25 protein-coding genes are annotated in these 24,778 nt (G+C 62.4%); 11 read left to right on the plus strand and 14 right to left on the minus strand.

All coding sequences use genetic code 11. The annotated features are described in order from the left end of the window. Window positions 1-19: 19 nt before the first annotated feature. Complete coding sequence (locus AC0L2U_RS26575; protein ID WP_348639554.1) at window positions 20-922, minus strand: DMT family transporter; 903 nt, start codon at window positions 920-922, stop codon at window positions 20-22. A gap of 79 nt (window positions 923-1,001) precedes the next feature. Between AC0L2U_RS26575 and AC0L2U_RS26580 the strand changes: the two genes are divergently transcribed. Together AC0L2U_RS26580 and aspS are read left to right on the plus strand one after the other, a co-directional pair. Further along, a complete protein-coding gene (locus AC0L2U_RS26580) occupies window positions 1,002-1,868 on the plus strand; it encodes a LysR substrate-binding domain-containing protein (RefSeq protein WP_127810720.1) in 867 nt (288 codons plus the stop codon). A 138-nt stretch (window positions 1,869-2,006) separates the two neighbouring features. Then, the gene (gene aspS, locus AC0L2U_RS26585) at window positions 2,007-3,794 is read left to right on the plus strand and encodes an aspartate--tRNA ligase (protein WP_164873999.1); all 1,788 of its coding nucleotides are present in this window, start codon (window positions 2,007-2,009) and stop codon (window positions 3,792-3,794) included. Window positions 3,795-4,026: 232 nt separating this feature from the next. Here aspS and AC0L2U_RS26590 read toward each other — a convergent pair whose 3' ends face one another. Both AC0L2U_RS26590 and AC0L2U_RS26595 read right to left on the minus strand, forming a co-directional pair. Then, entirely contained in the window at window positions 4,027-5,217 is a 1,191-nt protein-coding gene (locus AC0L2U_RS26590) for a hypothetical protein (RefSeq protein ID WP_127267503.1), read from the minus strand. 102 nt (window positions 5,218-5,319) lie between these two features. Further along, entirely contained in the window at window positions 5,320-5,589 is a 270-nt protein-coding gene (locus AC0L2U_RS26595) for a hypothetical protein (protein WP_189367782.1), read from the minus strand. On the opposite strand from AC0L2U_RS26595, the gene parC reads away from it, so the two are divergent. Together parC and AC0L2U_RS26605 are read left to right on the plus strand one after the other, a co-directional pair. After that, window positions 5,545-7,797 (plus strand): DNA topoisomerase IV subunit A, encoded by a 2,253-nt coding sequence (gene parC, locus AC0L2U_RS26600; RefSeq protein WP_127408842.1) that lies wholly within the window; start codon window positions 5,545-5,547, stop codon window positions 7,795-7,797. The two genes, AC0L2U_RS26595 and parC, sit on opposite strands and share 45 nt — an antisense overlap. Window positions 7,798-8,040: 243 nt before the next feature. Then, window positions 8,041-9,255, plus strand: coding sequence for an AI-2E family transporter (locus tag AC0L2U_RS26605; protein WP_292137861.1), 1,215 nt, complete (start codon window positions 8,041-8,043; stop codon window positions 9,253-9,255). A 12-nt stretch (window positions 9,256-9,267) separates the two neighbouring features. Here AC0L2U_RS26605 and AC0L2U_RS26610 read toward each other — a convergent pair whose 3' ends face one another. The 3 genes from AC0L2U_RS26610 to AC0L2U_RS26620 all read right to left on the minus strand — a co-directional run bounded on the left by AC0L2U_RS26610 (window position 9,268) and on the right by AC0L2U_RS26620 (window position 11,669). Beyond that, on the minus strand, window positions 9,268-10,164 hold the full coding sequence (locus tag AC0L2U_RS26610) for a DMT family transporter (RefSeq protein WP_473602869.1): 897 nt from the start codon (window positions 10,162-10,164) through the stop codon (window positions 9,268-9,270). Window positions 10,165-10,293: 129 nt separating this feature from the next. Next, window positions 10,294-11,058 carry an arginyltransferase gene (locus AC0L2U_RS26615; protein WP_023810205.1) on the minus strand — a complete coding sequence of 255 codons (765 nt, stop codon included), beginning with the start codon at window positions 11,056-11,058 and terminating at the stop codon, window positions 10,294-10,296. Window positions 11,059-11,198: 140 nt separating this feature from the next. After that, entirely contained in the window at window positions 11,199-11,669 is a 471-nt protein-coding gene (locus tag AC0L2U_RS26620) for an RDD family protein (protein ID WP_473602870.1), read from the minus strand. A gap of 208 nt (window positions 11,670-11,877) precedes the next feature. Between AC0L2U_RS26620 and sthA the strand changes: the two genes are divergently transcribed. Further along, the gene (sthA, locus tag AC0L2U_RS26625; RefSeq protein WP_127267508.1) at window positions 11,878-13,266 is read left to right on the plus strand and encodes a Si-specific NAD(P)(+) transhydrogenase; all 1,389 of its coding nucleotides are present in this window, start codon (window positions 11,878-11,880) and stop codon (window positions 13,264-13,266) included. Window positions 13,267-13,292: 26 nt separating this feature from the next. Here sthA and AC0L2U_RS26630 read toward each other — a convergent pair whose 3' ends face one another. Continuing rightward, complete coding sequence (locus tag AC0L2U_RS26630) at window positions 13,293-13,961, minus strand: alpha/beta hydrolase (RefSeq protein ID WP_128364416.1); 669 nt, start codon at window positions 13,959-13,961, stop codon at window positions 13,293-13,295. 202 nt (window positions 13,962-14,163) lie between these two features. Here AC0L2U_RS26630 and AC0L2U_RS26635 point away from each other — a divergent pair, with 202 nt between their 5' ends. Continuing rightward, window positions 14,164-15,420 carry an OpgC family protein gene (locus tag AC0L2U_RS26635; RefSeq protein WP_473602871.1) on the plus strand — a complete coding sequence of 419 codons (1,257 nt, stop codon included), beginning with the start codon at window positions 14,164-14,166 and terminating at the stop codon, window positions 15,418-15,420. Between the two features lie 2 nt (window positions 15,421-15,422). Here the strand turns inward: AC0L2U_RS26635 and AC0L2U_RS26640 are convergent, their stop codons facing one another. Further along, complete coding sequence (locus AC0L2U_RS26640; RefSeq protein ID WP_127329911.1) at window positions 15,423-16,502, minus strand: LacI family DNA-binding transcriptional regulator; 1,080 nt, start codon at window positions 16,500-16,502, stop codon at window positions 15,423-15,425. Between the two features lie 155 nt (window positions 16,503-16,657). Between AC0L2U_RS26640 and AC0L2U_RS26645 the strand changes: the two genes are divergently transcribed. Then, a complete protein-coding gene (locus AC0L2U_RS26645) occupies window positions 16,658-16,801 on the plus strand; it encodes a hypothetical protein (RefSeq protein WP_473602873.1) in 144 nt (47 codons plus the stop codon). 62 nt (window positions 16,802-16,863) lie between these two features. Continuing rightward, on the plus strand, window positions 16,864-17,034 hold the full coding sequence (locus AC0L2U_RS26650) for a hypothetical protein (RefSeq protein ID WP_473602874.1): 171 nt from the start codon (window positions 16,864-16,866) through the stop codon (window positions 17,032-17,034). 40 nt (window positions 17,035-17,074) lie between these two features. Here the strand turns inward: AC0L2U_RS26650 and AC0L2U_RS26655 are convergent, their stop codons facing one another. Continuing rightward, entirely contained in the window at window positions 17,075-17,449 is a 375-nt protein-coding gene (locus AC0L2U_RS26655) for a DUF423 domain-containing protein (protein ID WP_473602875.1), read from the minus strand. 38 nt (window positions 17,450-17,487) lie between these two features. Further along, the gene (locus AC0L2U_RS26660; RefSeq protein WP_473602876.1) at window positions 17,488-18,750 is read right to left on the minus strand and encodes a multidrug efflux MFS transporter; all 1,263 of its coding nucleotides are present in this window, start codon (window positions 18,748-18,750) and stop codon (window positions 17,488-17,490) included. 180 nt (window positions 18,751-18,930) lie between these two features. Here AC0L2U_RS26660 and AC0L2U_RS26665 point away from each other — a divergent pair, with 180 nt between their 5' ends. Together AC0L2U_RS26665 and AC0L2U_RS26670 are read left to right on the plus strand one after the other, a co-directional pair. Continuing rightward, a complete protein-coding gene (locus AC0L2U_RS26665; RefSeq protein WP_127810711.1) occupies window positions 18,931-19,596 on the plus strand; it encodes a GntR family transcriptional regulator in 666 nt (221 codons plus the stop codon). 83 nt (window positions 19,597-19,679) lie between these two features. Beyond that, window positions 19,680-19,940, plus strand: coding sequence for a DUF982 domain-containing protein (locus AC0L2U_RS26670; protein ID WP_013532263.1), 261 nt, complete (start codon window positions 19,680-19,682; stop codon window positions 19,938-19,940). Window positions 19,941-20,006: 66 nt separating this feature from the next. On the opposite strand, the gene AC0L2U_RS26675 is transcribed toward AC0L2U_RS26670, so the two are convergent. Together AC0L2U_RS26675 and AC0L2U_RS26680 are read right to left on the minus strand one after the other, a co-directional pair. Next, a complete protein-coding gene (locus tag AC0L2U_RS26675; RefSeq protein ID WP_013532262.1) occupies window positions 20,007-20,159 on the minus strand; it encodes a hypothetical protein in 153 nt (50 codons plus the stop codon). 176 nt (window positions 20,160-20,335) lie between these two features. Then, on the minus strand, window positions 20,336-21,379 hold the full coding sequence (locus AC0L2U_RS26680; RefSeq protein ID WP_473602877.1) for an aldo/keto reductase: 1,044 nt from the start codon (window positions 21,377-21,379) through the stop codon (window positions 20,336-20,338). Between the two features lie 277 nt (window positions 21,380-21,656). Here AC0L2U_RS26680 and ppk2 point away from each other — a divergent pair, with 277 nt between their 5' ends. Beyond that, on the plus strand, window positions 21,657-22,577 hold the full coding sequence (ppk2, locus tag AC0L2U_RS26685; RefSeq protein WP_127270468.1) for a polyphosphate kinase 2: 921 nt from the start codon (window positions 21,657-21,659) through the stop codon (window positions 22,575-22,577). Window positions 22,578-22,810: 233 nt separating this feature from the next. On the opposite strand, the gene AC0L2U_RS26690 is transcribed toward ppk2, so the two are convergent. Further along, window positions 22,811-23,458, minus strand: coding sequence for a dihydrofolate reductase family protein (locus AC0L2U_RS26690; RefSeq protein ID WP_292334829.1), 648 nt, complete (start codon window positions 23,456-23,458; stop codon window positions 22,811-22,813). Between the two features lie 218 nt (window positions 23,459-23,676). After that, window positions 23,677-24,708 carry a porphobilinogen synthase gene (gene hemB, locus AC0L2U_RS26695; protein WP_256748204.1) on the minus strand — a complete coding sequence of 344 codons (1,032 nt, stop codon included), beginning with the start codon at window positions 24,706-24,708 and terminating at the stop codon, window positions 23,677-23,679. Window positions 24,709-24,778 lie beyond the last annotated feature (70 nt).

Consider the following 24,778-nt stretch of genomic DNA (forward strand, 5'->3'; position numbering starts at 1 on the left):
CGTTTTGCTTGGTCAGCGCTCAGGGCTGCCTTCGACGTGACTGCCGATCGTCGGGCCGCAGGCCAAGCCGCTCGGCTGCTCCCGTTGCGACGCCTATTCCTGCGAGGACTGCCATCAGCCCGACAATCAGGTTCGCGCTCACTTGTTCGCCCAGGAAGACAACACCGAAGATCGATGCCGTCACCGGATTCACCGCAACGGAGACGGCAACCAGTGTCGGCGGCGCGCGCTCGAGCGCGAATGCCCAAAGGAAGAAAATGAAGGCGCCGCAAATTATGGCCAGATAAGCGCTCGCGATCCACTGAGGTGCACTGAGAGTGGCAAGTCGCGCGAAGCCTCCGCTCGAAACCACCAGGACCGATAGGCAGACCGCGCCCACGCCCATGCCAAACGCCACGAACGGGATTGGCGCGGTGCGGGATAGAAATGGTCTCGACCAGACGTTGTAGAGCGCCATGCAGAAAGCGGCCGCGACCATGAGAAGATCTCCGCGCCAGGCATCTGGGGGAGCAGTCGTCAGGCTCGTGCCGACCGCTACGGCCACTCCTGCCATTGCGATCAGGACACCGACGATCTTGCGGATGGTCGGCGGCTCGATCTTCATAACGGCCGCGGCAAGCATGGTGAGCAGGGGCAGTGTCGAAAGCGCGAGCGCACCTCGCGCGGCCGTCGTGTAGACAAGGGCGCCATTGAAGAGCACCGGAAACAGCCCGAAGAACAGAAGACCCAATGCACCGGTGCCGAGCCAGTCGCTCTTCGGCGGCCAAATGTCCCGCCGCCAAAGGGCTACGGCGGCCAAAACCAGAAAGCCGCCGCCGAACCGGACCGCACCGATAGCGAGAGGATCGAGCGTGCCCGCGAGATATCGCGTTGCGCCAACGGCGGTGCCCCCAAAAGCGCTGGAGAGAATCGCGGCGAGCACTCCTGTGATTTCCATGGTTCCCGACCTTGCTGGCTCGGAACCGGGAATATCGGGAAGGCGGGCCATAAGGAATCGAATAATGAGCATCCCGAATCTGGATCCGGACCTTCTGCGGGCCTTCGTCGTCGTTGCCGAGCGCCTCTCGTTCACGCGAGCCGCCGAGCAGCTCAATAGAACGCAGGCGGCCGTCAGCTTGCAGGTGAAACGTCTTGAGGAGCGCATCGAGACCATCTTGTTCGCGCGCTCGACAGCCCGCGTTGAACTCACCGCCGCCGGGGAGGGCTTTCTGATCGATGCCCGCCGCATACTTGCTCTCAATGAGCAGGCGATTGCGCGTGTTTCCGGTCAGCAGGTGGCCGGACAGGTTCGCATCGGGGTCATGGAAGATTATGGCACCAAGATCCTGCCGCGCCTCCTTGCCGGCATCGCCGAGCGATTTCCGTTGGTGCAGGTCGAAATGGAGATTGGTCTCACCACCCGGCTCCTGAAACGGCTTGGGTCGTCGTTCGACGCCGTCATCGCCATGCACCCGGAAGGCACAACCGAGGGGGATTTGATATGCCGCGAAAGGGCGATTTGGGCGGCGGCGGCGACGCGGGCCGTCGAGGAACTCGATCCGCTGCCCGTCGCTCTGTCGAGCCCCGATTGCCTGTTTCGTTCCTGGGCCATTGAGGCGCTCAACAAGGCAGGCCGGCCATGGCGGTTGGCCTATGTCAGCCCGAGCCTCTCAGCCACGGAGGCAATTGTCGAACAGGGCCTGGCGGTCACCGTGGTTAAAGGCAGCATGCTTGCGCCAGGCCTGCGAGATGTCCATCCCGGCCGGCATGTACCGCCGCTGCCGGGGGCGGAGATTCGCCTTCATCGTGCCGCAACGTCGTCCGCCAGCGCTGCATTGGTCGTCGATCACCTTGCTCAGCGTCTTCGCCTATCGGCACTGGGCTCATAGGTCGCCTGGGAAAGCGGGGCCGAGATACCAACCCGGGCTGTTGCCTTGACAAATCCGGCCTCCCATGCGCTTTTCGCGCAAATTTTCAGGCCGGATGCTTCGGCCTGCAACCCAGCACCCCGGACCTTACCAATGACAATGCACCGTTACCGCAGCCATACCTGTGCCCAGTTGAGGAAGAGCGACGTCGGCTCGACCGTTCGCCTGTCGGGCTGGGTGCATCGCGTGCGCGATCATGGCGGCCTTCTCTTCATCGACCTGCGCGACAATTATGGCCTGACCCAGATCGTCGCTGATCCGGATTCTCCTGCCTTCAAGGTCGCCGAAACCGTGCGCGGCGAGTGGGTCATTCGGGTCGACGGCGAGGTCAAGGCGCGTTTGCCCGAGACCGCCAACGCCAATTTGCCGACCGGCGAGATCGAGATCTTCGCCCGCGAGATCGAGGTGCTGTCGGCCGCCAAGGAATTGCCGCTGCCGGTGTTCGGCGAGCCTGACTATCCCGAGGATATCAGGCTGAAATACCGCTTCCTCGATCTGCGCCGCGAGACGCTGCACAAGAACATCATTGCGCGTACAAAAATCATCGCGGAAATGCGCAAGCGCATGGGCGAGGTCGGCTTCACCGAATTCTCGACGCCGATCCTCACCGCGTCGTCGCCCGAGGGCGCGCGCGACTTCCTGGTGCCGTCGCGCATCCATCCCGGCACCTTCTACGCGCTGCCGCAGGCGCCGCAGCAGTACAAGCAGCTGATCATGGTGTCGGGCTTCGACCGCTACTTCCAGATCGCGCCCTGCTTCCGCGACGAGGACCCGCGCGCCGATCGTCTCCCTGGTGAGTTCTACCAGCTCGACCTTGAAATGAGCTTCGTCGAGCAGGACGACGTGCTTTCGACCATGGAACCTGTCATGCGCGGGGTCTTCGAGACCTTCGCCAACGGCAAGCCGGTGACGCAGAATTTCCAGCGCATCCCCTATGATGTGGCCATGCGCAAATACGGTTCCGACAAGCCGGACCTGCGCAACCCGATCGAAATGCAGGCCGTTTCCGACCATTTTCGCGATTCCGGCTTCAAGGTGTTCGCCAACATCCTGGCCAACGATCCGAAGGCCGAGGTGTGGGGCATTCCGGCAAAGACCGGCGGCAGCCGCGCCTTCTGCGACCGCATGAATTCCTGGGCGCAGGGCGAGGGCCAGCCGGGGCTGGGTTATATCTTCTGGCGCAAGGAGGGTGACAAGCTCGAAGGCGCCGGCCCACTCGCCAAGAACATCGGCGAGGAGCGCACAGAGGCGATCCGCCTTCAACTCGGCCTTGCCGACGGCGATGCGGCCTTTTTTGTCGCCGGGGATCCGAAGAAGTTCGTCTCCTTCGCGGGGGCTGCGCGCACCCGTGCCGGCGAGGAGCTGAACCTTGTCGACCGCGAGCGTTTCGAACTGTGCTGGATCGTCGACTTCCCGTTCTTCGAGTGGAACGAGGAAGAGAAGAAGATCGACTTCGCCCACAACCCGTTCTCGATGCCGCAAGGTGGCATCGATGCGCTGAATGGCGAGGACCTGCTCGGCATCAAGGCGTTCCAGTACGATATGGTCTGCAACGGCTTCGAGATCGCCAGCGGCGGTATCCGCAACCATCTGCCCGAAACCATGGTCAAGGCATTCGAGACGGTCGGGCTGGATCGCGCCACGGTCGAGGAGCGCTTTGGCGGCCTCTACCGCGCCTTCCAGTATGGCGCGCCGCCGCATGGCGGCATGGCCGCCGGTGTCGACCGCGTCGTCATGCTGCTGCTCGGCGCCAAGAACCTGCGTGAGATCACCATGTTCCCGATGAACCAGCAGGCCTACGATCTGTTGATGAACGCACCGTCGGAAGCGAGCCCGCAGCAGCTTCGCGACCTGGCGCTGCGCGTTGCCGTGCCCAAGAAGGACTGACGGCGGCGTTGCAACTGCCCTTTCTCCCCGTCTCTATACGGGGAGAAATGTCCGGCAGGACAATGAGGGGCAGCGCGGATGCGGGCAATTGGCGAACGGCCGTTGCAGCTGACGCCTTCTGACAGGCAATCGGTTCGGCATGAATTGCAATTTGTAGGCGTCGGCGCTGCCCCTCATCCGCCTGCCGGCACCTTCTCCCCGTATAGTGACGGGGAGAAGGGAACTACTTCGATCAGTCTTCGTTGGCCTTGACGGTGACGCCGAGCGTCTTCGGCAGGTCAAGCGGGTTGGACATGGCGCCCGCCATGATCAGTGCGAACGGCACCGATGCCGGCGGCTCGGCCGAGATTTCGAGGCTCTTCGGATCGTCGAGGAATTTGCTGACCGCGGCCGTAACCTGCGCCGTCAGTTCCGGATTGTTGAGCTGCGCCATGCCGAACGGCACGATCGCCTTGGCTTGGTTGGCGATGTCCTTGCCGGACATGCCTTGCTGCTTGCCGACATAGTCCAGAACCTTGTTGGTCAGCGAATCGTCGTCGAAGCGGATCGAGGCGCTGTTGAACGAAAGCTGCTGCAACAGGCCGAGCATGGCCATGCCTTGCGCCGAATTGTCGGCGCCTTCAGGCTGTGCAGCCATCTTCTTCTGCATTTCCTGCAGCGACTTGATAAAGTCCAGCGTGTAGCCGCCGAGATTGAAGGTCATGCCGAGCGTGCCGGCATTCTCGACCGAGATGTCGTATTTCGACAGTTCCATCTTGCCGTCCGTGGGCTGCCAGGTGCCGGCCATTTCGAGATTGCCCGCGATGTTCTGGTAGCCGAGCGCGTTGATGACTTCCTTGGACTTCGGATCGTCCACCAGCGTCAGGTCGGCGTTGAATTTCTCCGTGGTGGCGGTGAATTCCATCGCCTTGCCGTCCGCCGGCGGCGTGATCTCGATGGCAAGTCCATCCATCGAGAAGGCGGTCTTGTCGGCGACCTTGACGGTCATGTTCGAGAGTTCGGCTGACTTGTACATCATCAGCGAGCCGAGCGGGCCGGTGGCGCCGTCGGCCGGAACTGTCATGTCATGGATGACGAAGGGGCTGAGGTCGAGGGTGACGCCGTCCTTGCTGTGTGTGAAGGCAGCCGTCGATACGGTGGCGATGTCATAGCCGCCATTTGCCTCGGTCACACCTTCGAGTTTGACGTCGCCGATGGGAAGCGCTTCCTTCTCCGCCGCCGGTTTGATGGCAACGCCCTGCAGCACCATGCTGGTGTTGTCGCCGGTCACGCCGGTCCAGGTGATGTCGACACCTTGTGCGACAAGCGCGGCCTTCAGCCGGTCGGCCACTGCCGTATCCTGTGCGAGGGCCGCATTCAGCGGCAGCGTGAGCAAGAAGGTCGAAAGGGCCAATTTCCTAAGAGTTGAGCGTTTGATTGTCATCGCAAGGTCCCTGAGAGTGTCCTGAAATTGTTTTTCAATTATTTGCGCCATCACCATTCCGTGACGAACTGGACCGGAAAAAGGCGTGTCCCGGCACATTGGTCAAAAATCGCGATGAAAGGCAAACCCGATCCCACCGTCTTTGCGCAAACCGGTGAATTTGTCATGAAGAGCCGATAGCCGGATATCGTCGCGCTTGGCCATAGAACCCGCATGTAACAGGCTGATGTTGGCCGACATCCCCCGGGGTGCGGTTTCATGTTGCAGAAGGGCCGGTATCTCTGTCGGGCTATTGCCGCGAATCACCCGCTCAGCTAGTCCGAGCCCATGGGAAAAAGGCTTTTGCCGCCTGAAAATGGCGGTGGCGATCATATCGAACCGGTCGATCTGAAGAAGGCGCTGGAAGAGCGCTATCTGGCCTATGCGCTGTCGACCATCATGCACCGGGCACTGCCCGATGTGCGCGACGGACTGAAGCCGGTCCATCGCCGCATCATGCACGCCATGCGTCTGCTGCGGCTTAACCCCGACCAGGGCTTTGCCAAATGCGCCCGCATCGTCGGCGAGGTGATGGGCAAGTTCCACCCGCATGGCGACCAGTCGATCTATGACGCGCTGGTGCGGTTGGCGCAGGATTTTTCGATGCGCTATCCCCTGGTCGACGGGCAGGGCAATTTCGGCAACATCGACGGTGATAACGCCGCCGCCATGCGCTACACCGAAGCGCGCATGACCGATGTGGCGACCGAACTGTTGTCCGGCATCACCGAGGATGCCGTCGATTATCGGCCGACCTACAATGAAGAAGACGAGGAGCCGGTGGTTTTGCCCGGCGCCTTTCCGAATCTGCTGGCCAACGGCTCGTCCGGCATCGCGGTGGGCATGGCGACATCGATCCCCCCCCACAACGCCGCCGAGCTTTGCGATGCCGCACTTCACCTGATCGAAAACCGGGACGCGCCGGTGGCGAAGCTGATGGAGTTTGTCCAGGGGCCGGATTTCCCGACCGGCGGCATCATCGTCGACAGCCGCGCCTCGATCCTCGAAGCCTATCAAACCGGCCGCGGTGGCTTTCGCGTGCGCTCGAAGTGGTTCCAGGAGGACCAGGGCAGGGGCACCTGGAGCATCGTCGTCACCGAAATACCCTACGGCGTGCAGAAGGCGCGGCTGATCGAGAAGATCGCCGAACTGCTGATGGCGCGCAAGCTGCCGCTGCTCGAGGACATCAGGGACGAAAGCGCCGAGGACGTCCGCGTCGTGCTGGTGCCGAAGAGCCGTTCGGTCGATCCCGGCATTCTGATGGAATCGCTGTTCAAGCTGACCGAACTCGAAAGCCGCTTCCCGCTCAACATGAATGTGCTGTCGCGCGGCAAGGTGCCCAACGTGCTGTCGCTGAAGGGCGTGCTGCAGGAATGGCTCGAGCACCGCCGCGAGGTCTTGATCCGCCGCTCGAAACATCGGCTTGGCGAGATCGAAAGACGGCTGGAGATACTTGCCGGCTATTTGATCGCCTACCTCAACATCGACGAGGTGATCAGGATCATCCGCGAGGAGGATGAGCCAAAGCAGGTGATGATGGCCCGCTGGTCGCTCACCGACACCCAGGCCGAAGCCATCCTCAACATGCGGCTGCGCGCTTTGCGCAAGCTTGAAGAATTCGAGATCCGCAAGGAATTCGATGGCCTGAGCGCGGAGAAGAAGCAGATCGAGGCACTGCTTGCTTCGAACGAGAAGCAGTGGGCGACGATCAAATGGGAAGTCACCAACATCCGCGACAAGTTCGGTCCGGAGACCGAACTCGGCAAGCGCCGCACCCAGTTCGCCGACGCGCCCGAGCATGATCTGACCGACATCGCACACGCCATGATCGAGCGCGAGCCGGTCACGGTCGTCGTGTCGGAAAAGGGCTGGCTGCGGGCGATGAAGGGGCATCTGGCCGATCTCTCGACGCTGACCTTCAAGGAGGGCGACAGCCTCAAGCTCGCCTTCCATGCCCAGACCACCGACAAGGTGCTGGTCTTCACCACCGGCGGCAAATTCTACACCATCGGCGCCGACCGGCTGCCTGGCGGGCGCGGCCATGGCGAGCCGATCCGCATCATCGTCGATATGGACAATGACCAGGACATCGTCACCGCCTTCGTCCACGACCCGAAGCGCAAGCTGCTGCTGGCCTCGCACGACGCCAACGGTTTTATCGTGCCGGAGGAGGAGGTCGTCGCCAACACCCGCAAGGGCAAGCAGGTGATGAACGTCAAGGCGCCGGACGAAGCCAAGCGCTGCATCCCGGTCACCGGCGACCATCTCGCCATCGTCGGCGAGAATCGCAAGATGCTGGTGTTCGCGCTCGCCGAGATTCCGGAGATGGGCCGCGGCAAGGGCGTGCGGCTGCAGAAATACAAGGATGGCGGCCTTCTCGATCTCAAGCCGTTCACGCTGGAGACCGGCCTCTCCTGGCAGGATTCGGCCGACCGCACCTTCACAAGGTCGCGCGAGGAACTGGCCGAGTGGATCGGTGCCCGCGCGTCGGCCGGACGGATGGTGCCGAAGGGATTCCCGAGGACGGGGAAATTTGGGTAGCGCTGCTAATCTCCCCCCTTGAGGGGGAGATGTCGCCAAAGGCGACAGAGGGGGTCGGCACGACTGGACGCGACCTCCTGCTTTGCGAACAGAGGAGGTTAGCGCTTCACGCGCGGCGACCCCCTCTGGCCTGCCGGCCATCTCCCCCTCGAGGGGGGAGATCCCCAATCATTTGGACTATCGTCACGATTGCTGCACTATATCAGTGCATAGACAGGAGGGGTGTTTGGGAGAGCCAGGCGTTTGAAGGAAGCAAAAATCCAGAAACCGGAACGGCAGCAACGCCTGTTCGGCCTGTCGACGCCGCTCAGGTCCGCCGTCATCCCGCCGCTGTCGGCGGCGCGCTGGCTGCTGGTGCTGATCGTCGCCGCCGGCGTTTATTTCTTCCACGGCTTCCTGTTTCCGGTGCTGGCGGCGCTCGTCATCGCTTTCGCAAGCTGGCCGCTTTACCGCCGCCTGCTTGTCGCGGTCAGTGGCAACCGCACCATCGCCGCGACCTTAGCCATCCTCTTCATCCTCGCCTTCCTGGTGATCCCGATCGCGCTCGCCGGCACCTATGCGATCAACGAGGTCCGCGAATGGGTCGCCTGGGCGATCGAGACCAACCGTCATGGCGCGGTGACACCGCACTGGATCGCCACCATGCCTGTCGTGGGCGAGTGGCTGAACGAGCAATGGACGACCAATTTCGGCCATCCAGGCGGCATTGGTGAACTGATCCAGCTGGTCAGCGGCGCCAACATCGGCAGCATCTATCGCGGTGTGCTGGCCGCCGGCGGCAGCGCTTTCGGCTTGCTCCTGACATTGTTGTTCATGATGATCGCGTTGTTCTTCGCCTATCGCGACGGCGAGCATTTTGCCGGCCAGGTCGACCGTCTCGGCGAACGCATCCTGCCGACCAGATGGGAACGGATTTCGCGCGTCGTGCCCGCGACGATCTCGTCGACCGTGACCGGCATGACCGTGATCGCCATCGGCGAAGGCCTGGTGCTGGGCATCGCCTACTGGCTGGCCGGCGTGCCGTCGCCGGTCACGCTTGGCGCCTTGACCGGCGTCATGGCGCTGATCCCTGGCGGTGCGCCACTGTCGTTCACGCTGGTCTCGATCTATCTGGCCGCCAGCGGCTCGCCGATGGCCGGGCTGGCACTGTTCCTCTGGGGTGCGGTCGAACTGTTCATCGTCGACAAGACACTGCGCCCGAAGCTGGTCGGCGGGCCGATAAAACTGCCCTTCCTGCCGACGTTTTTCGGCCTCATCGGCGGCGTCAAGACCATGGGGTTTCTCGGTCTGTTCATCGGCCCGGTGCTGATGGCCCTGCTGGTCGCAATCTGGCGCGAATGGCTTCGCGAGGTGGAACTGGCCGACGAAATCGCCCCCGGCTCGCCAGCCGAAATCGAAGCCGGCCTGCAAATAGAAGCCTTGCCGGAACCTGACGTGGCGAAGAAGGCCAGCGCCTGATCTCAACGCGCCTTAGACCGGATGTTGCACCGCAAGGTCGCCACGCCGCTTGCGTCCTTCGTGAAGCTGCCACAGCGAATGCGCAATCAGGGTGACGATCAGGATCGCGCCGCCGATCAGGCTGTCGCGCGTCGGTGTTTCGGCAAAGATCATCCACACCCAGACCGGCGCCAGCACGGTTTCGAGCAGGTAGAACATCGCCACTTCAGGGCCCGAAATGTATTTCGGCCCGGCGGCAAGGCAGAAGAACGCTATCGGCATGATGACGGCGCCGTTGAGGATGATCCACCAGGGCGCCTCGACCTGAAAGCCGGTCTTGGAAACCATGAACGCCGCCAGCCCGAAAGGCAGGACGACGCCGATCAGTGAGGTAAAGCCCATATCCTTGCCGCTGGCGCGCGAGATGGTGATGGCGCAGGCGATCAGGAAGGCCGAACACAACGCCATCAGGTCGCCGAACAGATATCCGGTGCCGACGGAATCGCCGACGATGATGACGACGCCGACAATCATCATGGCCAATGCCGCAAAGGTCAGCGGCCGCGGCCGCTCCTTCAGGAACACCCATGAAAGCAGCGCGGCGAACATGGTTGTGAAGGCCAGGATGAACACCAGGTTGGCGGTCGAGGTGTTGTAGACGCCTGTGATGAACGCAATCGCGCCGAGCCCGTAGATCGCGGCAACGATCAGGCCCGACCAGCCAGGTATCAGCTGCGGCGCATCCTTGCTGAACGAGCGCCAGATGGTCCACATGATCAGTGCCGCGGCCAAGGTGCAGCCGGTGCGCAGCAGCAAGATTGTCCACGCCTCGCCGTGGGCGAGCCGGATCAGCGGGATGTCCACGGTCAGCGTCAGCCCGCCAAATGCGGTGAGCAGAAGTCCTTTGGTGTGAGTATCGTGAGACGACATGCAGCGACTTTCACAATGAATTCGGGAGAGGATGGCGGACCGGCGCAATCGCACGCTCTCCGCCAATCAGCGGAAAGACCAGCATCGTCTCGATTGAAAATGTTTAAGCCCGGACTTGGGAAAGAGTAATCAGCGCGCGACCGCTTCGTTGGTGTAGCGCTCCCAGCCCTTCGGGCCGAGATGCTCCTGCGGCATGAAGCGCATCTTATAATTCATCTTGCGCGAGCCGTTGACCCAGTAGCCGAGATAGACATGGGGCAGGCCCATCGCCCTGGCGCGGGCGATGTGGTCGAGGATCATGAACGTGCCGAGCGACCGTTCCTCGAAATCGGGATTGAAGTAGGAATAGACCATCGACAGGCCGTCGGCCATCTTGTCGGTGAGCGCCACCGCGATCAGCTCGCCCTGTCCCTTGCCGGTGATGAACGTGTCTGGTCCACGCCGCCGATACTCGATCACCTTGGTGTCGACATGGGTATCCTCGACCATCATCGCATAGTCGAGCACCGTCATATCGGACATGCCGCCACGGCGGTGGCGGGCATCGAGATAGCTGCGGAACAGGGAATATTGTTCGGTCGAAGGCTCGGCATTGTGCATGTGGCCGACGAGATCGGAATTGTGCTGCAGCACGCGCTTCATGTTGCGGCTGGCGACGAATTCCTGGGCGAGGATGCGTACCGAAACGCAGGCGCGGCAGGTCTCGCAGGCCGGCCTGTAGGCGATGTTCTGCGAGCGCCGGAAGCCGCCTTGGGTCAAGAGGTCGTTCATCTCCGCCGCCTTGTCGCCAACCAGGTGCGTGAACACCTTGCGCTCGAACTGGCCGTCGAGATAGGGGCACGGCGACGGCGCGGTCAGGAAGAACTGCGGCGACTGGGTCGGATGCTGCGTCATCGAGCCTTGGAAACACTCCTTCGAATCGCTCTACCTTTGGCGCGGACGGCGAAAAATTCAACAGGATTATGTGAGCGTGGTCGACTCGACGCCTTCACATTTGTGCTCAATCGGTTGCGACTGCTCTTCAGAGGGCCGTTTCAGCGGTCCGTGCGGCTGACGACCGTGCCAAGCAAAAGATCGTGCAAGGTGCGCTTGCGGTCGGAAAACAGCGTCACCAGCAGGACGAGCGGCGACAGGATGACATTGCCGGCCCAGAACAGCACCGAATGGACGACCGCGGTGAGGCCGTCGATCGGCCTCCCGTCGAGCCGGTCGAGGCGGATGCCCACCATCTTCATGCCCGTGGTGGCCTGGTCGGTGCTGCCCAGCGTGTTCCAGATGTAGAGGATGGCCACAGTCGGCAACAGGATACCGAACAGCATCCAGCCAAGCCCGAGGGTCAAAAGCCCGAGGAAGAACACCAGAATGGCAAACGGAATGGTAAGCAGCGCGACGATGACATAGTCGATCACGAAAGCCAGGATGCGCTTCGTGCGCACGCCGTCATAGGCCCTGACATCGCCGAGCCTGCTGGTGATGATTTCGCCGTCGAGAACGCGCGCGTTCATGTCATTTCCTCGTAACAAGGTCCGACATAGGGTGCGGACCGTTCAGCCATGAAATGGTGAAGGCCTGTGGCGGAATCAAGATCGGGCTTCTTGCGGTGCGCCGGCCTTCAAGGCGCTAGGCGCAATCTGAACCGGTTGAATTTGCGGCGCGGATAGCATTAGCTTGCTGCGGCGCAGCAAAAGCGCACATGGCAGGGGACGGGGCAATATGGACTACGACATGCTGGTCATCGGCAGCGGCCCTTCCGGTCGCCGGGCCGCGGTGCAGTCGGCCAAGCTCGGCAAATCGGTGCTGGTGGTCGATCGCGGCCGGCGTCTGGGCGGTGTCTCGGTGCATACCGGCACCATCCCGTCGAAAACGCTGCGCGAAACGGTGCTCAACCTTTCGGGTTGGCGTGAGCGCGGCTTCTACGGGCGCGGCTACCGGGTCAAGCAGGATATCTCGGTCGGCGATCTGGTCGAGCGCCTGCACAAGACGCTCGACCATGAGGTCGAGGTGCTGCAGCACCAGTTCATGCGCAACACGGTCAAGAGCGCCCGGGCTGCGGTGAAATTCCTTGGCCCCAACAAGGTCAGCCTGACCACCGACACCGGCGATTACAGCGAGGTCGGTTTTGCCAATGCGCTGATCGCGGTCGGCACCAGGCCGCACCGGCCGCGCGATGTGCCTTTCGACAAGACCCGAATCTTCGACAGCGACGAGATGCTGGAACTCGACCGCTTGCCGCGCACGCTGACGGTGATCGGCGCCGGCGTCATCGGGGTCGAATATGCAACGATCTTTTCCGCGCTCGACGTGCCGGTAACCTTGGTCGAGCCGCGGAACTCCATCCTAGATTTCGTCGACCGCGAGATCGTCGACGATTTCATCCACCAGATGCGCGATCGCGGCATGACCATCCGGCTGGGCAGCGCGGTGAAGGAAATCCGCTCCAAGCCGGACGCCGCCGAAGTGGAACTGGCCGATGGCCGCACCATTCGTTCAGAGGTCGTGCTCTACGCCGCCGGCCGCACCGGCAATGTCGGCAACCTGGGCCTGGATGTCGTCGGCATCGATGCCGACTCCAGAGGGCGTATCAAGGTCGACCCGCATACGTTCCAGACCAGCGTGCCCAACATCTACGCCGCCGGCGACGTCATCGGCTTTCCGAGCCTGGCCTCGACTTCGATGGAGCAGGGCAGAGTGGCGGCCTGCCATGCCTTCGGCGTGCCGTTGCCGCCACCACCGGAGACCTTTCCCTATGGCATCTACGCGGTGCCGGAAATCTCGACGGTCGGCCAGTCCGAGGAACAGGTGCGTGAGAGCGGTGCGGCTTATGAGATCGGCGTGGCGCGCTTTCGCGAAACCTCGCGCGGCCACATCATGGGCGTCAACACCGGTTTCCTGAAACTGTTGTTCTCGGTCGAAACGCGCCGTCTGCTCGGCGCGCACATCATCGGCGAGGGCGCCACCGAACTCATCCACATCGGCCAGGCGGTGATCAATCTCGGCGGCACCGTCGACTTCTTCGTCAACAACACCTTCAACTATCCGACGCTCGCCGAAGCCTACAAGATCGCCGGACTGGATGCCTGGAACCGGATGGGACGAGGGTAGGCAGGCTGGTCATGCCGGCGAGCCTGTCAGCCTGCCGTCGCCAACGCCGCCGATCCCCGCAGCCATTGCCTGACGATTGCGGCGTCGGCGCTGCCGAATTCATGACCTGATGGGACAATCCGGGCGTCGATCTCGGCGCCATGCTGGCTGAGCAATGTCACCAGAGCAGGGGCGAAGGGCGAATAGGTGAGATCCGCGGCGCCGGCGATCATCAGCACGCGCACCTTTGACAAATCCGTCGCCGGCACGTGATCGAGCACCGGCATCGGCCGCAGCAATGCAGCGCGTTCGACAAGGCCCGGATGCAGCAGCATCAGGCTTGAAACCAGATTGGCGCCGTTCGAATAGCCGAGGAACGTCGCGCGTGAGAGATCGAGATGGTGGCGTGTGGCCGCGTCGGCGACGAAGCCCGCAAAGGCATCGGTTTCGGTGCGGATGCTGTGCTGTTCGAAGCGTGTCGGCGTGATGCGCGCGAACCAGCGGAAACCATCCTCCTGGACAATGCGGCCACGCACCGCGATCAGCTTGGCCCGCGGTGCGATCTCTCGTGCCAGCGGCACCAATGTCGTCTCGTCGACACCCGATCCATGCAGCAGGAAGAGACATTCGCCGGTTGAATCCGCCGGGCTGTAAAGCCGGTAGCTGAAGGCCAGATCACGCCGCAGCGCACCATCTTGTGAGGTCTCTTCGATCATCGCGCATCCTCTTGATTATATGAGGTTTCGCTCAATTTGCCGGCTTCAAAACGCAATATTTTCAAGCTCCGCGAAAGTTGATTGAACCGGGCGCATTACAGTCCGTTTCTCCGCCGATAACATTCCTTCGGGAGGAATCGAAGCGGTGCGCCGGGGGGCGCATTGCCCGGCATGAACAACCAGCTTTGAGGCCTTTTTGTCGATGACCACCCAGATTTCCCCGGACCGCGATTCGCGTGTCCCAGACCGCGATTCGCGTGTCTCGGACCGCGATAAGCGTGTCCCCGATCGCACTGAGCGCGACACGCGCATAGACGTGCTCCGTGCTCTCGCTTTGCTGACCATCTATGTCGACCATGTGCCAGGTACCGCCTTCGAGTATCTGACCTACAAGAATTTCGGCTTTTCCGATGCGGCGGAAGTCTTCGTGCTGATCTCCGGCATTTCGGTCGCGCTCGCCTATGGCAGGAAATTCGAGCCCGGAAACCGGCTGCTGGCAACCCTGAAGATGTTGCGCCGCGCCGGTGTGCTTTATGCCACCCACATCGTCACCACCATGGTGGTGATGGCCATGTTCTGCGCCGCGGCGGTGTTTGCCAGGCGGCCGGAGCTTTTGACGATGATCAACATCGAGCCGTTGATCAAGAATACGCCGCAGGTGCTGATCGGCATCGTGACGCTCGGCCACCAACTCGGCTACAACAACATACTGCCCGTCTATGCGGTGCTGCTCTTGCTGACGCCGGTGTTCCTGCTCATTGTCAGCTATCGGCCGGTCTTGGCACTGGTCGCCTCCGGCGCCCTGTGGCTGGTCGCGGGGGTTTATCAAATTGCTCCGCCCAACTATCCCGAGCCCGGCTTCTGGTTTCTCAACCCGCTGTCGTGGCAGTTCCTTTTCAACATCGGCTTGGCAGGCACGCTGCATGTGCGTCGCGGCGGTACCATCCCGGTCAATCGCTGGCTGGTTGGCGCGGCCTTGGCCTACACCGCTGTGGCACTGGTCTGGGTGCACAGCCCGCTTTGGGGGCATATCTCCTGGTTTGGCCTGCCTCCGGTGCTGACCGGCTTCGACAAGACGTTCCTGTCGCTGCCGAGGCTGCTGCATATATTGGCGGTGAGCTACCTGATCGTGGCATTCCCGGCGGTCTCGAACCTGTTTCGCACCGGACGCGATCATCCGCTTGTCATATTGGGCAAACGATCGCTGCCGGTTTTCATTGCCGGCACGGTGCTTGCAATGGCGGCGCAAGTGCTGAAGCTGATCAATCCGGGCGGATTTGCCTATGACAGCCTGTTGATATCGGCCGGCATCGTCATGCAGTTCGCGCTCGCCTACTATCTCGAATGGCTATCGGGCCTTGGCTGGTCCGGCAAAAGCAGGCCGGCTCACAACGCCGCACCGCCCGTCCATGCTGCATCCTTCGCGATGCCGGCCATGGCGACAAGAATGGGCCGTTGAGCTCAGGCGGGCGAGGGGCCGGATGAGGCTCGCACCACGAGTTGGACCGGCAGCGATTGCCGGCTGAACGAACCGTCATTTTCAAGGATCGCCTTGACGGCAAGGCGGCCCATCTCGGCGATCGGCTGGACGATCGTGGTCAGCGGCGGCTTGGAAACCGCCCCCTCCGGAACACCGTCGAAGCCGACGACCGAAACATCGCCCGGCACCGCAATGTCGTGCTGCCGCAGCCAGTCCAGCGCATGGAGCGCCATCCTGTCGGACATCGCCAGAATGGCTGTCGGCGTCTCGGCACCGGCGAAAATATGGTCGAGGCCGGCCCAAACGCTCTTCTCGTCATTGACGGTTTCGTAGATAGGCACCCGCGAGACGTCGACGCCGACCCGGGAGAGTTCAGCGAAATAGCCACGCAAGCGGTCGCGCGTAGCGGAGTAGAGGGCCATTTCCACCTGCTCCCTTGTGGTAGGGCCGAAGCCTGCGTCGGCACAGGGCAGGGTAAGCACGGCAAAGCGGCGATGTCCGAGTTCGGTCAGGTGGCGGGCGGCCAGGCCAGCCCCGGCGATGTTGTCGACGCCGATCGCCGCGACGGCGTCGTCGTCGTCCGAATCGAGATCGAGCGCAACAAAAGGGAGTTTGCGTTCACGCGCCAGTTCGACCAGCCTTGAACCGCCATCGACGCAAAAGACGATGAAACCGTCGACCAACGCACTTTGGATGTTCCAGGCAAGCTGTTCGTTATTGGCTGCGGAGACCAGCGAAATCCCCGCACCGGTCGCGTCGCAGGCCTGCGAGATGCTGGCCATCATCACCCGGGCAAAGGGGTCGTCGAAGAAATAGGAGAGGGGTTCCGCGGTCGCGACACCGATGGCATTGACCTTGCCGGCGCGCAGCAGCCGGCCCTTGGGATCCGGTCCGCCATATCCCATGGCCTCGGCTGCCGCCTTGACCCGCTCGCGGACCTCCTCGCGCACGATGTCCGGCCGGGCGAACACGTTGGACGCGGTGCCGTGCGACACGCCGGCCGCCTTGGCAATGTCCGCCAGACGGACCGGTCTTGTCTTTGCAGAGGTCAATGGCGCCATCTTCGTCTCCTGAATTCCTTCCATCTAACACTTTCGTTGGATCGGTTCAAATTTTGACTTGATCACAGTCTCGGCAAGGCGTATGTTTGAATCGATCCAAGCGAACGGCGGTTCTCTAAATTGGATCGATTCAACATATTTAGGGGAGTTGTGCCATGCATCCCGTCAATTTTCTCTTCGAAGATATTTACCGCAACGACTGGAGCATCTCGTCGAACACCACGACGCAGAAGCGCCGTGGCAAAGCCAGCCCATGGGTTCACGAGTTGCGGTTCCTTGTGGAGCGCAAGCGGAGCTGATCGGGGTCGGTTTTTCGCGCCTGTCGATTGGATCGATTCAAGGACTAAAAGGAGCGCACATCATGCATCCCGTCAGCTATCTGTTCGAAGACATCTACCGCAACTACTGGGGCATCGCGCCGGCTTCCGAACGGCCGGAGCGGCGTCGGTTGGGAAGGCTGCGGCGGCGCAATCGTGAATTGCTCATCCAGCCCGAGACCGGCAGGACTAACGGCACTACAAACGACGTTTGATTGGCGGAGGTCTGTTATCGGGGCAGGGCGCTCAAAGGCGTCAGGAACGTGGCCGCCCCAGCGCCGAGGCGGCGATCGCTAGCCAGCCGGTAATGAGTAGCGTGCCGCCGATCGGCGCCGACAGCGGGAACAGCCGCGACCCGATGAAATCGCGGGCCAGCAGATCGCCGCAGAACAGCAGAAGCCCAACCAGCAGGATCAGGCTGCCGATGTGCAGCATCCGGTTCGCCCCAAGCAATCCGGCGGCGAGGAAGACCGGCGCATGCATCAGCAGGAAGGATGCGGCGGTGCCGACGAAGGCGCCGCCCAGATGCGCTGCCGCGGCCGACAGCGCCACGCCGGCGGCGCCGCACAGGCCGCCGGCCAGGACGAGGATACGGCCGCTGTTGTCGGAAGGTCGTTCGGCCGTGCTCATGTCCATAGCTCCGTAATATCAGGCGATGCCCAATCCCGTCAGGACTTGCCGGCTTTGGCGAGCATGTCCTGTTCGCGGCGCGACTGTGCGAGCCAGTTATACACCGCGCCCCCGGCCATCAAGACGGATGTACCCAGAAACACCGAGCGCATGCCGAAATGGCCACCGGCAAAGCCGCCGAGCAGGGGACCGGCGACCTGCCCGACATACTGGGCGGAAATCGACAACCCGAGCACATTGCCGCCGACCCCATAGGGAACATTGTGGCGGATCACGCTGGTGATGCAGGGCAAGAGCCCGCCCAGCGCCAGGCCCATCAGGAAACGCAGGCCGATGAGTTGCCAGCTTTGCGTGACGAAGGCCTGCGGGATCAGCAGCAGTGCCGAGACGGCAAGCGCGCCGATGATGACGTTCCAGTGGCCGACGCGGTCGGCGAGCTTGCCGAGGCGCGAAGCCGACAGGATGGCGCCAAGGGCCGCCGCCGACATGACGACGCCTGATATCAGCGTGACGCGGCTCTGGTCCTCGATGAGTTGCTGCACATAGACGGTGATGATCGGCTCGATCGACATGGTGGCGAAGCTCAACAGCATGCCGGTCGCCAGCATGGCGACGACAGGCCGCTTGTCGGGGATTTGTGCCCAGCCGCCTTTCTGCTTCTGCTTCGACGCGGCGTCTGCTGTTTTCGGCCGGGGATTCTCCTTGATCAGAAACGTGGTTGCCAGGAACGCCAGGAAGATGACGCCGCCGGAGAGGAGAAAGGTGGCGCGGATGCCGATCAGCGGCGGCAGGGCGCCGCCCACCAGTGGGCCGACCAGAGCCCCACCCGTGATGCCGGCCGACAGCAGGCCCAGCGCCCAGCCGGAGCGTTCCTTCGGCGTCTGCATGGCAACGAGGATGGTCGATCCCGAGGAATAGCCACCGGCAAACCCGATCAGCAGCCGCAGCAGCACCAGTTGCCAGACCGTCTGCACCATGCCGGTCAGCGACATGCATATGGCCATGCCGAAGCTGGCGCGAACCAGCATCACCTTGCGGCCGTAGCGGTCGCCGAGACGTCCCCAGAGCGGCGCCACCAGCGCCGCCGCGAAGAACGTCGCGCCATAGGCAAACCCCGACCATTGCACGATCGCCGCGTGGCCCTCGGCGCCGAGCTGCTCGATATAGAGCGGCAGGAACGGCAAGAGCAGCGTCATGGCGACAAGCGTCGAAAACGATCCGGCAACGCACACGAACAGATTGCGCCGCCAGTGGATGTTGTAGGTGCTGTCGGTCGCCGGGGGCGTGCTCTGCTGCTGCATGTCATATGTCCTGTCCCAGCAACTCTTATCGATGCTTGCTGCGGATACCAATTTGGGATACCAAGATGGTGTTCCTGATGGACGCAAGCTTGACCGCTGTCAATGCGACCGTCTCAAACGTGATCGGAAAAGGCGGCCGGCAAGACGATCGCCAGCAACGATCAGAAAATGGAAACGACAATGTCGCAGATGCAGAGCGTCGAAAAACAGCTTCGGCAAATGATCCTGGGCCTCGAGATCGGTCCCGGCGAGAAGCTGACGGAGCGCTGGATCGAGAGCCGCTTCGGCGCGTCGCGAACCCCTGTCAGGGCAGCACTTCTGCGGCTCGAGACCGAGGGCCTGGTCGGCAGGGACGGACGGGGCTGGACGGTGTCGCCGATCAATCTGGCTGAACTCGAGCAGATCGCCGTCTACAGGGAAGCGGTCGAGGTTGCGGCGCTTCGCCTGACATGCGGCCTGGCGGACCGGAGCGCCGTCGATGTCATCGAGGCGATGCTCGAGTCCTGCGACAACGACACGCCGCGCGAGGAATGGCATCGCGTCGGCATGGATTTTCACATCGAGCTGGCTCGTCTGTCGGGCAATGAATTCCTGTTCCGGGCGGTGCGCGATGCCATGACGCGCCTGTCGCGGGCGCGCTGGCTGGAGGTCCGCGACGAAGCGGCCCTCAGCCGCGCCTGGGCTGAACATCGCGCCATACTGGCGTCGGCACGCCTTGGCGACGCCGATGAAGCCGCGCGCCTGCTGTCAGGCCACATCGTCGGCAGCCGCGACCGGCTGGTGACGTCGCTGGCCAACGATCGGCGCGGTCTTCGCGCCAGAGGCTTTGCCGTCGTTGCTGCTTAATGGATGAAGGGGCGCAAAGCGGCGTCTGGACCTATGCGCACTTTCGCCTCGCTTCGCAGACGCCGATGGCGTAAGGAGCGGCCATGGAAAACAACCGATTTGAAACACCTGTGACTGTGAAGTCAGTCGCGGCGGGAAGCACTCAGCTCTTGCGCACGGCGCGTGAGGCTTCCGACTACCTCCTCAACAGCTGGCCCGGCAAGCGCAGCCCCAAGCATCGCGCGGCCCTGCAGGCCTGCCATGACGCACTCGCCGGCGACAAGCCGGCGATGAACGCCAGGCGCGCCTTCATCGCGGCAGCACGCGAAGTGGACGTGTTCGTCAGCGACAAGGCGCCCGCCTGACACAAGCCGACATTTGGGGCGGCAATCTGGATTGAGGCACGGCCCGCATCTGCGGGCCGTTTGCCGTCACTTTGCCGTTTCGGTTTCGGCTTCAGTCTCGTCTTCGGGCTTCGAACGTTCCCGCGCTGCAACCTTGGCTGCCAGCTTCTCGGCCTTCTTGGCCGCTTTCTGGCGGTCGCGTTCCTTGCGTTCCTGATCGTAGTTTGGTGGTCGCGCCATATTGGCTCCTTTTCACTGCCTTGCGGCTCTGGTCCTGCCTAGGAGCATTAGCCGTCAAACACAACAGCTGAAGCGATAGTGCGTCGATGATGGCCAGGCTTGCAAGATGCGCGTCGCAATGAAGGGGTCAGATCCATCATTGCGGCGGCCAATATCTATCGCCATCGATTTGCCGATCAGATGCCGCTTCGGTCAATCACCAGATCGGCGGCACCAAAACGGTCCTTTGCCGTCAGCTGCTGGTGCCAGTAGGGATAGAGCAAGGGCGGCCTGCTGACCGCGTCGAGGCGCTCGCGCTCCTCGCCGGAGAGCATCAGGCTTGCCGCCGCGATGTTGTCCCGGAACTGCGTTTCCGTCCTGCCGCCGATCACCAGCGAACTGACGGCCGGCCGGCCAAGCAGCCAGGCCAGCGCCACCTGCGCTGCCGACACGCCGCGCTGCGCGCCGATCTCGACAAGCACGTCGACGATCCGCCACAGCCGGTCCTCGTCGCGGATCGGCGGTTCGGACCAGCCGGCAAGCTGGCGGGCGGTGGGGCTGTCGCGGCGGTATTTGCCGGACAGCAATCCGCCGGCAAGCGGGCTCCAGACCAGGACGCCCAACCCCTGGTCGACGGAAATCGGCAGCAACTCGTACTCCGACTCACGCGCTTCCAGCGTGTAATGGATTTGCTGCGTGACGAAGCGCGGCTGATGATGGCTGTCGCTGATGCCGAGCGCCTTCATCACCTGCCAGCCGGAATAATTGGAGCAGCCGACATAGCGGATCTTGCCTTGGGCAACCAGCGTGTCGAGCGCGCCGATGGTTTCCTCCAGCGGTGTCACGCCATCCCATTCGTGCAGGAAATAGATGTCGATGACGTCTGTCCTGAGCCGCTTCAGGCTCTTCTCGCATTCGCGGATCAGGTGATGGCGTGACAGGCCTTCATCATTCGGGCCTTTGCCGATCCGCATCCGTGCCTTGGAGGCGATCAGCACGTCGCCCTTGCGCTTGCCGCCGAGCGCTTCGCCGATGATTTCTTCGGAAATGCCATTCGAATAGACGTTGGCGGTGTCGATGACATTAATGCCGGCGTCGATGCAGAGATCGATCATCCGGCGCGCCTCGTCGAGATCGGTCTTGCCGACAGCCGAAAATGCGCCGGCGCCGCCGAACGTCATGGTCCCCATGGTCAGCGTCGAAACTTTCAGGCCGGAACGGCCGAGGGTGCGGTATTCCATGTCGATCCTCGCGATTGCGTTGAGAAAGGGGCTGGGGAGGGTGCCCGAATGTGGCCGCTATTTGTAGGACAATTTGCGCGACTTGTCGCCATGCCAGGACGCCGGATCGATCATGCCTGGCGGGATTGGCAGCGGCGGCGATCACGCTCGGGCTGCAATAAAACCGTCATTGCAGGCCTATATTGAAGTCGGCTCAGGCGTTGCCGTTCCGGGCTGTAAGCCGGAGTTTGGGGCGCCGGACGTGGATCGACAGAGCTTGCAAGTGGAGCAGCCGATAATGACCGAGCTAAAACAGAATTCTCCGGCCAGGGATTGGCTTGAAGCCGAGCTCGCCGACACGCTCGACGAAGACTATGAGCTCGAAATGTCGGAGCCGGCGCTGTCGATGGAGATCGCCAAGATCTACAAGAACTCGCATCCGCCTTCGATCGATCGCATGCAGTATTTTCGCGACCTCATCACCCTGCAGTCCGAATTGATCAAGCTGCAGTCCTGGGTCGCCTACCACAAGAAGAAGCTGGTGGTGATCTTCGAGGGACGCGATTCGGCCGGCAAGGGCGGTGTCATCAAGCGCATCACCCAGCGGCTCAATCCGCGCATCTGCCGCGTCGTGGCACTGCCGGCGCCGACCGAGCGCGAAAAGTCGCAATGGTATTTCCAGCGCTATGTCCCGCATCTGCCGGCCGGCGGCGAGATCGTGCTGTTCGACCGCTCATGGTACAACCGCTCGGGCGTCGAGCGGGTGATGGGCTTTGCCCAGCCCGATCAGGTCGAAGAATTCTTTCACGACGTGCCGGAGTTCGAGCGCATGCTGGTCCGCTCGGGCATCACCGTGGTCAAATACTGGTTCTCGATCACCGACGAGGAACAGCAGATGCGCTTCCTGATGCGCATCCATGATCCAATGAAGCAGTGGAAACTGTCGCCGATGGATCTGCAGTCGCGTGTGCGCTGGGAGCAATACACCAAGGCCAAGGAAGAGACCTTCGCCCGCACCAACATCCCGGAAGCGCCTTGGTTCATCGTCGAGGGCAACGACAAGAAGCGCGCGCGGCTGAACTGCATCGACCATCTGCTCAAGCAGTTGCCTTACGAGGAAGTGCCGCACGAGGAGATCACGCTGCCGGAGCGCGTCTTCAACCCCGAATACGAACGCCAGGTACTGCCGCGCGAACTCTACGTGCCGGAGAAGTATTGATGGATCGCTCCCTTCTCCCCGTCACTATACGGGGAGAAGGTGCCGGCAAGCGGATGAGGGGCGGCGCCTGCGTTGGTTGAGTCTAAAAAATTCTCCATGCTGGCAGAAGACTATTCTGCCGTTATATTGCCCTCGATAGCGTTTTCGGCGCCATACTTCGGCTGGCTGGCGTCGCCCCTCATTGCCCTGCCGGGCATTTCTCCCCGTATAGTGACGGGGAGAAAGAGCTGTAACTACGCCCGCTTGATGGTGACGTGCGTGGCAAGCGGCGTCGCCACCTGCTCGCTGCAGATATAGCCCAGCTTGAGCATATCGAGGCCGGCGAAAAGGTTCTCGCCCGAGCCGAGCAGCACCGGCGCGATCGCCAGATGCATCTCGTCGATCAGTTTTTCCTGCAGATATTGCCGGATGGTGGCGACGCCGCCGCCGACCCGCACGTCCTTGCCGCCAGCGGTAGCCTTAGCCTGTTCAAGAGCTGAATGGATACCGTCAGTGACGAAGTGGAAAGTCGTGCCGCCCTCCATCATGATCGGTTCCCGCTTGTGATGGGTGAGCACGAAAACCGGCACATGATAGGGCGGGTTGTCGCCCCACCAGCCCTTCCAGCTGTCGTCAGGCCACTCGCCGCGGATTGGCCCGAACATGTTGCGGCCGAGGATCCAGGCGCCGACATTCTCGAAGCTGCGCGCCGCGAACGCCTCGTTGACGTCGGTGGTGCCGCCATCTTGTCCGAGCACCATCTCGCGGAAGGTGCGGGTGTCGACAAACCACTTGTGCAAGGATTCCCCACCGACGCCGAGAGGATTTTGCAGATCCTGATCGGGACCGGCGCCATAGCCGTCGAGCGACAGGGTGAAAGCGTTGACGCGAAGTTTGGACATGCGAGCCTCCTCGATAACCGGTTGTATTTTGCAAGCAGTTGTTTTGTAGCAAACTGATTGTGAATTGCAAGCGGTATTTTCAAGCTCAAACGAAGCTCAGGCAACGGTCAAGCGGCCCTCGCTATGGATTCCCCGGCCAGGAGCCGGAAATTGGTATGGATGTCGAAGCGGATTGGCCGACATTGCTCGCCGCGATCGGCCGTTGTCGCGAAGAGAAATTACCCCTTCAGCATCTCCGCCACTTCGGGTGCGAAATAGGTCAGGATGCCGTCGCACCCGGCGCGCTTGAAGGCGAGCAGCGATTCCAGCATTGCCTTCTCGCCGTCGATCCAGCCATTGGCGCCTGCCGCCTTGATCATCGAATATTCGCCCGACACCTGGTAGGCGAAGGTCGGCATCTGGAACTCGTCCTTCAGCCGCCGGATGATGTCGAGATAGGGCAGGCCGGGCTTGACCATCAGCATGTCGGCGCCCTCGGCGATGTCCTGTTCGGCCTCTCGCACCGCCTCGTCGGAATTGGCATGGTCGATGTAATAGGTCTTCTTGTCGCCCTTGAGCAGACCGGCGGTGCCCACCGCCTCGCGATAGGGACCGTAGAAGGCCGAGGCGAATTTGGTCGCATAGGACATAATCGCCACGTCCTGAAAACCATTGGCGTCAAGCGCGTCCCGGATGGCGCCGATGCGGCCGTCCATCATGTCGGATGGCGCGATGATGTCGGCGCCGGCGGCCGCCTGGATGACGGCAGCGGCGGTCACCTGTTCCACCGTCTCGTCATTGACGATGATGCCGTCGCGCAGGATGCCGTCATGGCCGTGGCTGGTGAATGGGTCGAGCGCGGCGTCGGTGATGATGCCGATCTGCGGCACCGCATCCTTGATCGCACGGGTGGCGCGGTTGATGACATTGTCGGGATCGAGGATATGCGAGCCGGTCTGGTCGCGCAGCGAGATGTCCACATTGGGGAAGGTGGCGAGTGCCGGAATGCCGAGTTTCGCCGCGCGCTCGGCCTCCTTGACGGCGAGATCGATCGACAGGCGGAAGACGCCGGGCATGGCGGCGATCGGCTCGCGGACACCCTTGCCCTCGACGACGAAGATCGGCCAGATCAGGTCGTCGACCGTGAGCCGGTTCTCCTGCACGAGACGGCGCGACCAGTCGGCCTTGCGCATGCGGCGCAGACGGCGGCTGCCGGTGATCTCGTCGACGCCGCGCGCGCCGGCGGGCTTTGCGGGGGTGAATTTGTTCATCGCTAAATACTCTCGTTCGGGCAGGCTTTTACCACGAGCTCCCGCTGCTGACCAATGCGGCACGATTGTG

The sequence above is a fragment of the Mesorhizobium sp. WSM4808 genome (assembly GCF_055811675.1).

Coding starts and splice junctions, on each gene's coding strand:
- AC0L2U_RS26610 (WP_473602869.1), bottom strand. CDS start 10,164: ATGTCGTCTCACGATACTCACACCAAAGGACTTCTGCTCACCGCATTT.
- AC0L2U_RS26690 (WP_292334829.1), bottom strand. CDS start 23,458: ATGTCCAAACTTCGCGTCAACGCTTTCACCCTGTCGCTCGACGGCTAT.
- AC0L2U_RS26655 (WP_473602875.1), bottom strand. CDS start 17,449: ATGAGCACGGCCGAACGACCTTCCGACAACAGCGGCCGTATCCTCGTC.
- AC0L2U_RS26620 (WP_473602870.1), bottom strand. CDS start 11,669: ATGAACGCGCGCGTTCTCGACGGCGAAATCATCACCAGCAGGCTCGGC.
- AC0L2U_RS26650 (WP_473602874.1), top strand. CDS start 16,864: ATGCATCCCGTCAGCTATCTGTTCGAAGACATCTACCGCAACTACTGG.
- sthA (WP_127267508.1), top strand. CDS start 11,878: ATGGACTACGACATGCTGGTCATCGGCAGCGGCCCTTCCGGTCGCCGG.
- AC0L2U_RS26635 (WP_473602871.1), top strand. CDS start 14,164: ATGACCACCCAGATTTCCCCGGACCGCGATTCGCGTGTCCCAGACCGC.
- AC0L2U_RS26580 (WP_127810720.1), top strand. CDS start 1,002: ATGAGCATCCCGAATCTGGATCCGGACCTTCTGCGGGCCTTCGTCGTC.
- AC0L2U_RS26590 (WP_127267503.1), bottom strand. CDS start 5,217: ATGACAATCAAACGCTCAACTCTTAGGAAATTGGCCCTTTCGACCTTC.
- parC (WP_127408842.1), top strand. CDS start 5,545: ATGGGAAAAAGGCTTTTGCCGCCTGAAAATGGCGGTGGCGATCATATC.
- AC0L2U_RS26645 (WP_473602873.1), top strand. CDS start 16,658: ATGCATCCCGTCAATTTTCTCTTCGAAGATATTTACCGCAACGACTGG.
- AC0L2U_RS26680 (WP_473602877.1), bottom strand. CDS start 21,379: ATGGAATACCGCACCCTCGGCCGTTCCGGCCTGAAAGTTTCGACGCTG.
- AC0L2U_RS26670 (WP_013532263.1), top strand. CDS start 19,680: ATGGAAAACAACCGATTTGAAACACCTGTGACTGTGAAGTCAGTCGCG.
- AC0L2U_RS26675 (WP_013532262.1), bottom strand. CDS start 20,159: ATGGCGCGACCACCAAACTACGATCAGGAACGCAAGGAACGCGACCGC.
- AC0L2U_RS26665 (WP_127810711.1), top strand. CDS start 18,931: ATGTCGCAGATGCAGAGCGTCGAAAAACAGCTTCGGCAAATGATCCTG.
- AC0L2U_RS26660 (WP_473602876.1), bottom strand. CDS start 18,750: ATGCAGCAGCAGAGCACGCCCCCGGCGACCGACAGCACCTACAACATC.
- AC0L2U_RS26615 (WP_023810205.1), bottom strand. CDS start 11,058: ATGACGCAGCATCCGACCCAGTCGCCGCAGTTCTTCCTGACCGCGCCG.
- AC0L2U_RS26640 (WP_127329911.1), bottom strand. CDS start 16,502: ATGGCGCCATTGACCTCTGCAAAGACAAGACCGGTCCGTCTGGCGGAC.
- aspS (WP_164873999.1), top strand. CDS start 2,007: ATGCACCGTTACCGCAGCCATACCTGTGCCCAGTTGAGGAAGAGCGAC.
- AC0L2U_RS26595 (WP_189367782.1), bottom strand. CDS start 5,589: ATGATCGCCACCGCCATTTTCAGGCGGCAAAAGCCTTTTTCCCATGGG.
- AC0L2U_RS26630 (WP_128364416.1), bottom strand. CDS start 13,961: ATGATCGAAGAGACCTCACAAGATGGTGCGCTGCGGCGTGATCTGGCC.
- ppk2 (WP_127270468.1), top strand. CDS start 21,657: ATGACCGAGCTAAAACAGAATTCTCCGGCCAGGGATTGGCTTGAAGCC.
- hemB (WP_256748204.1), bottom strand. CDS start 24,708: ATGAACAAATTCACCCCCGCAAAGCCCGCCGGCGCGCGCGGCGTCGAC.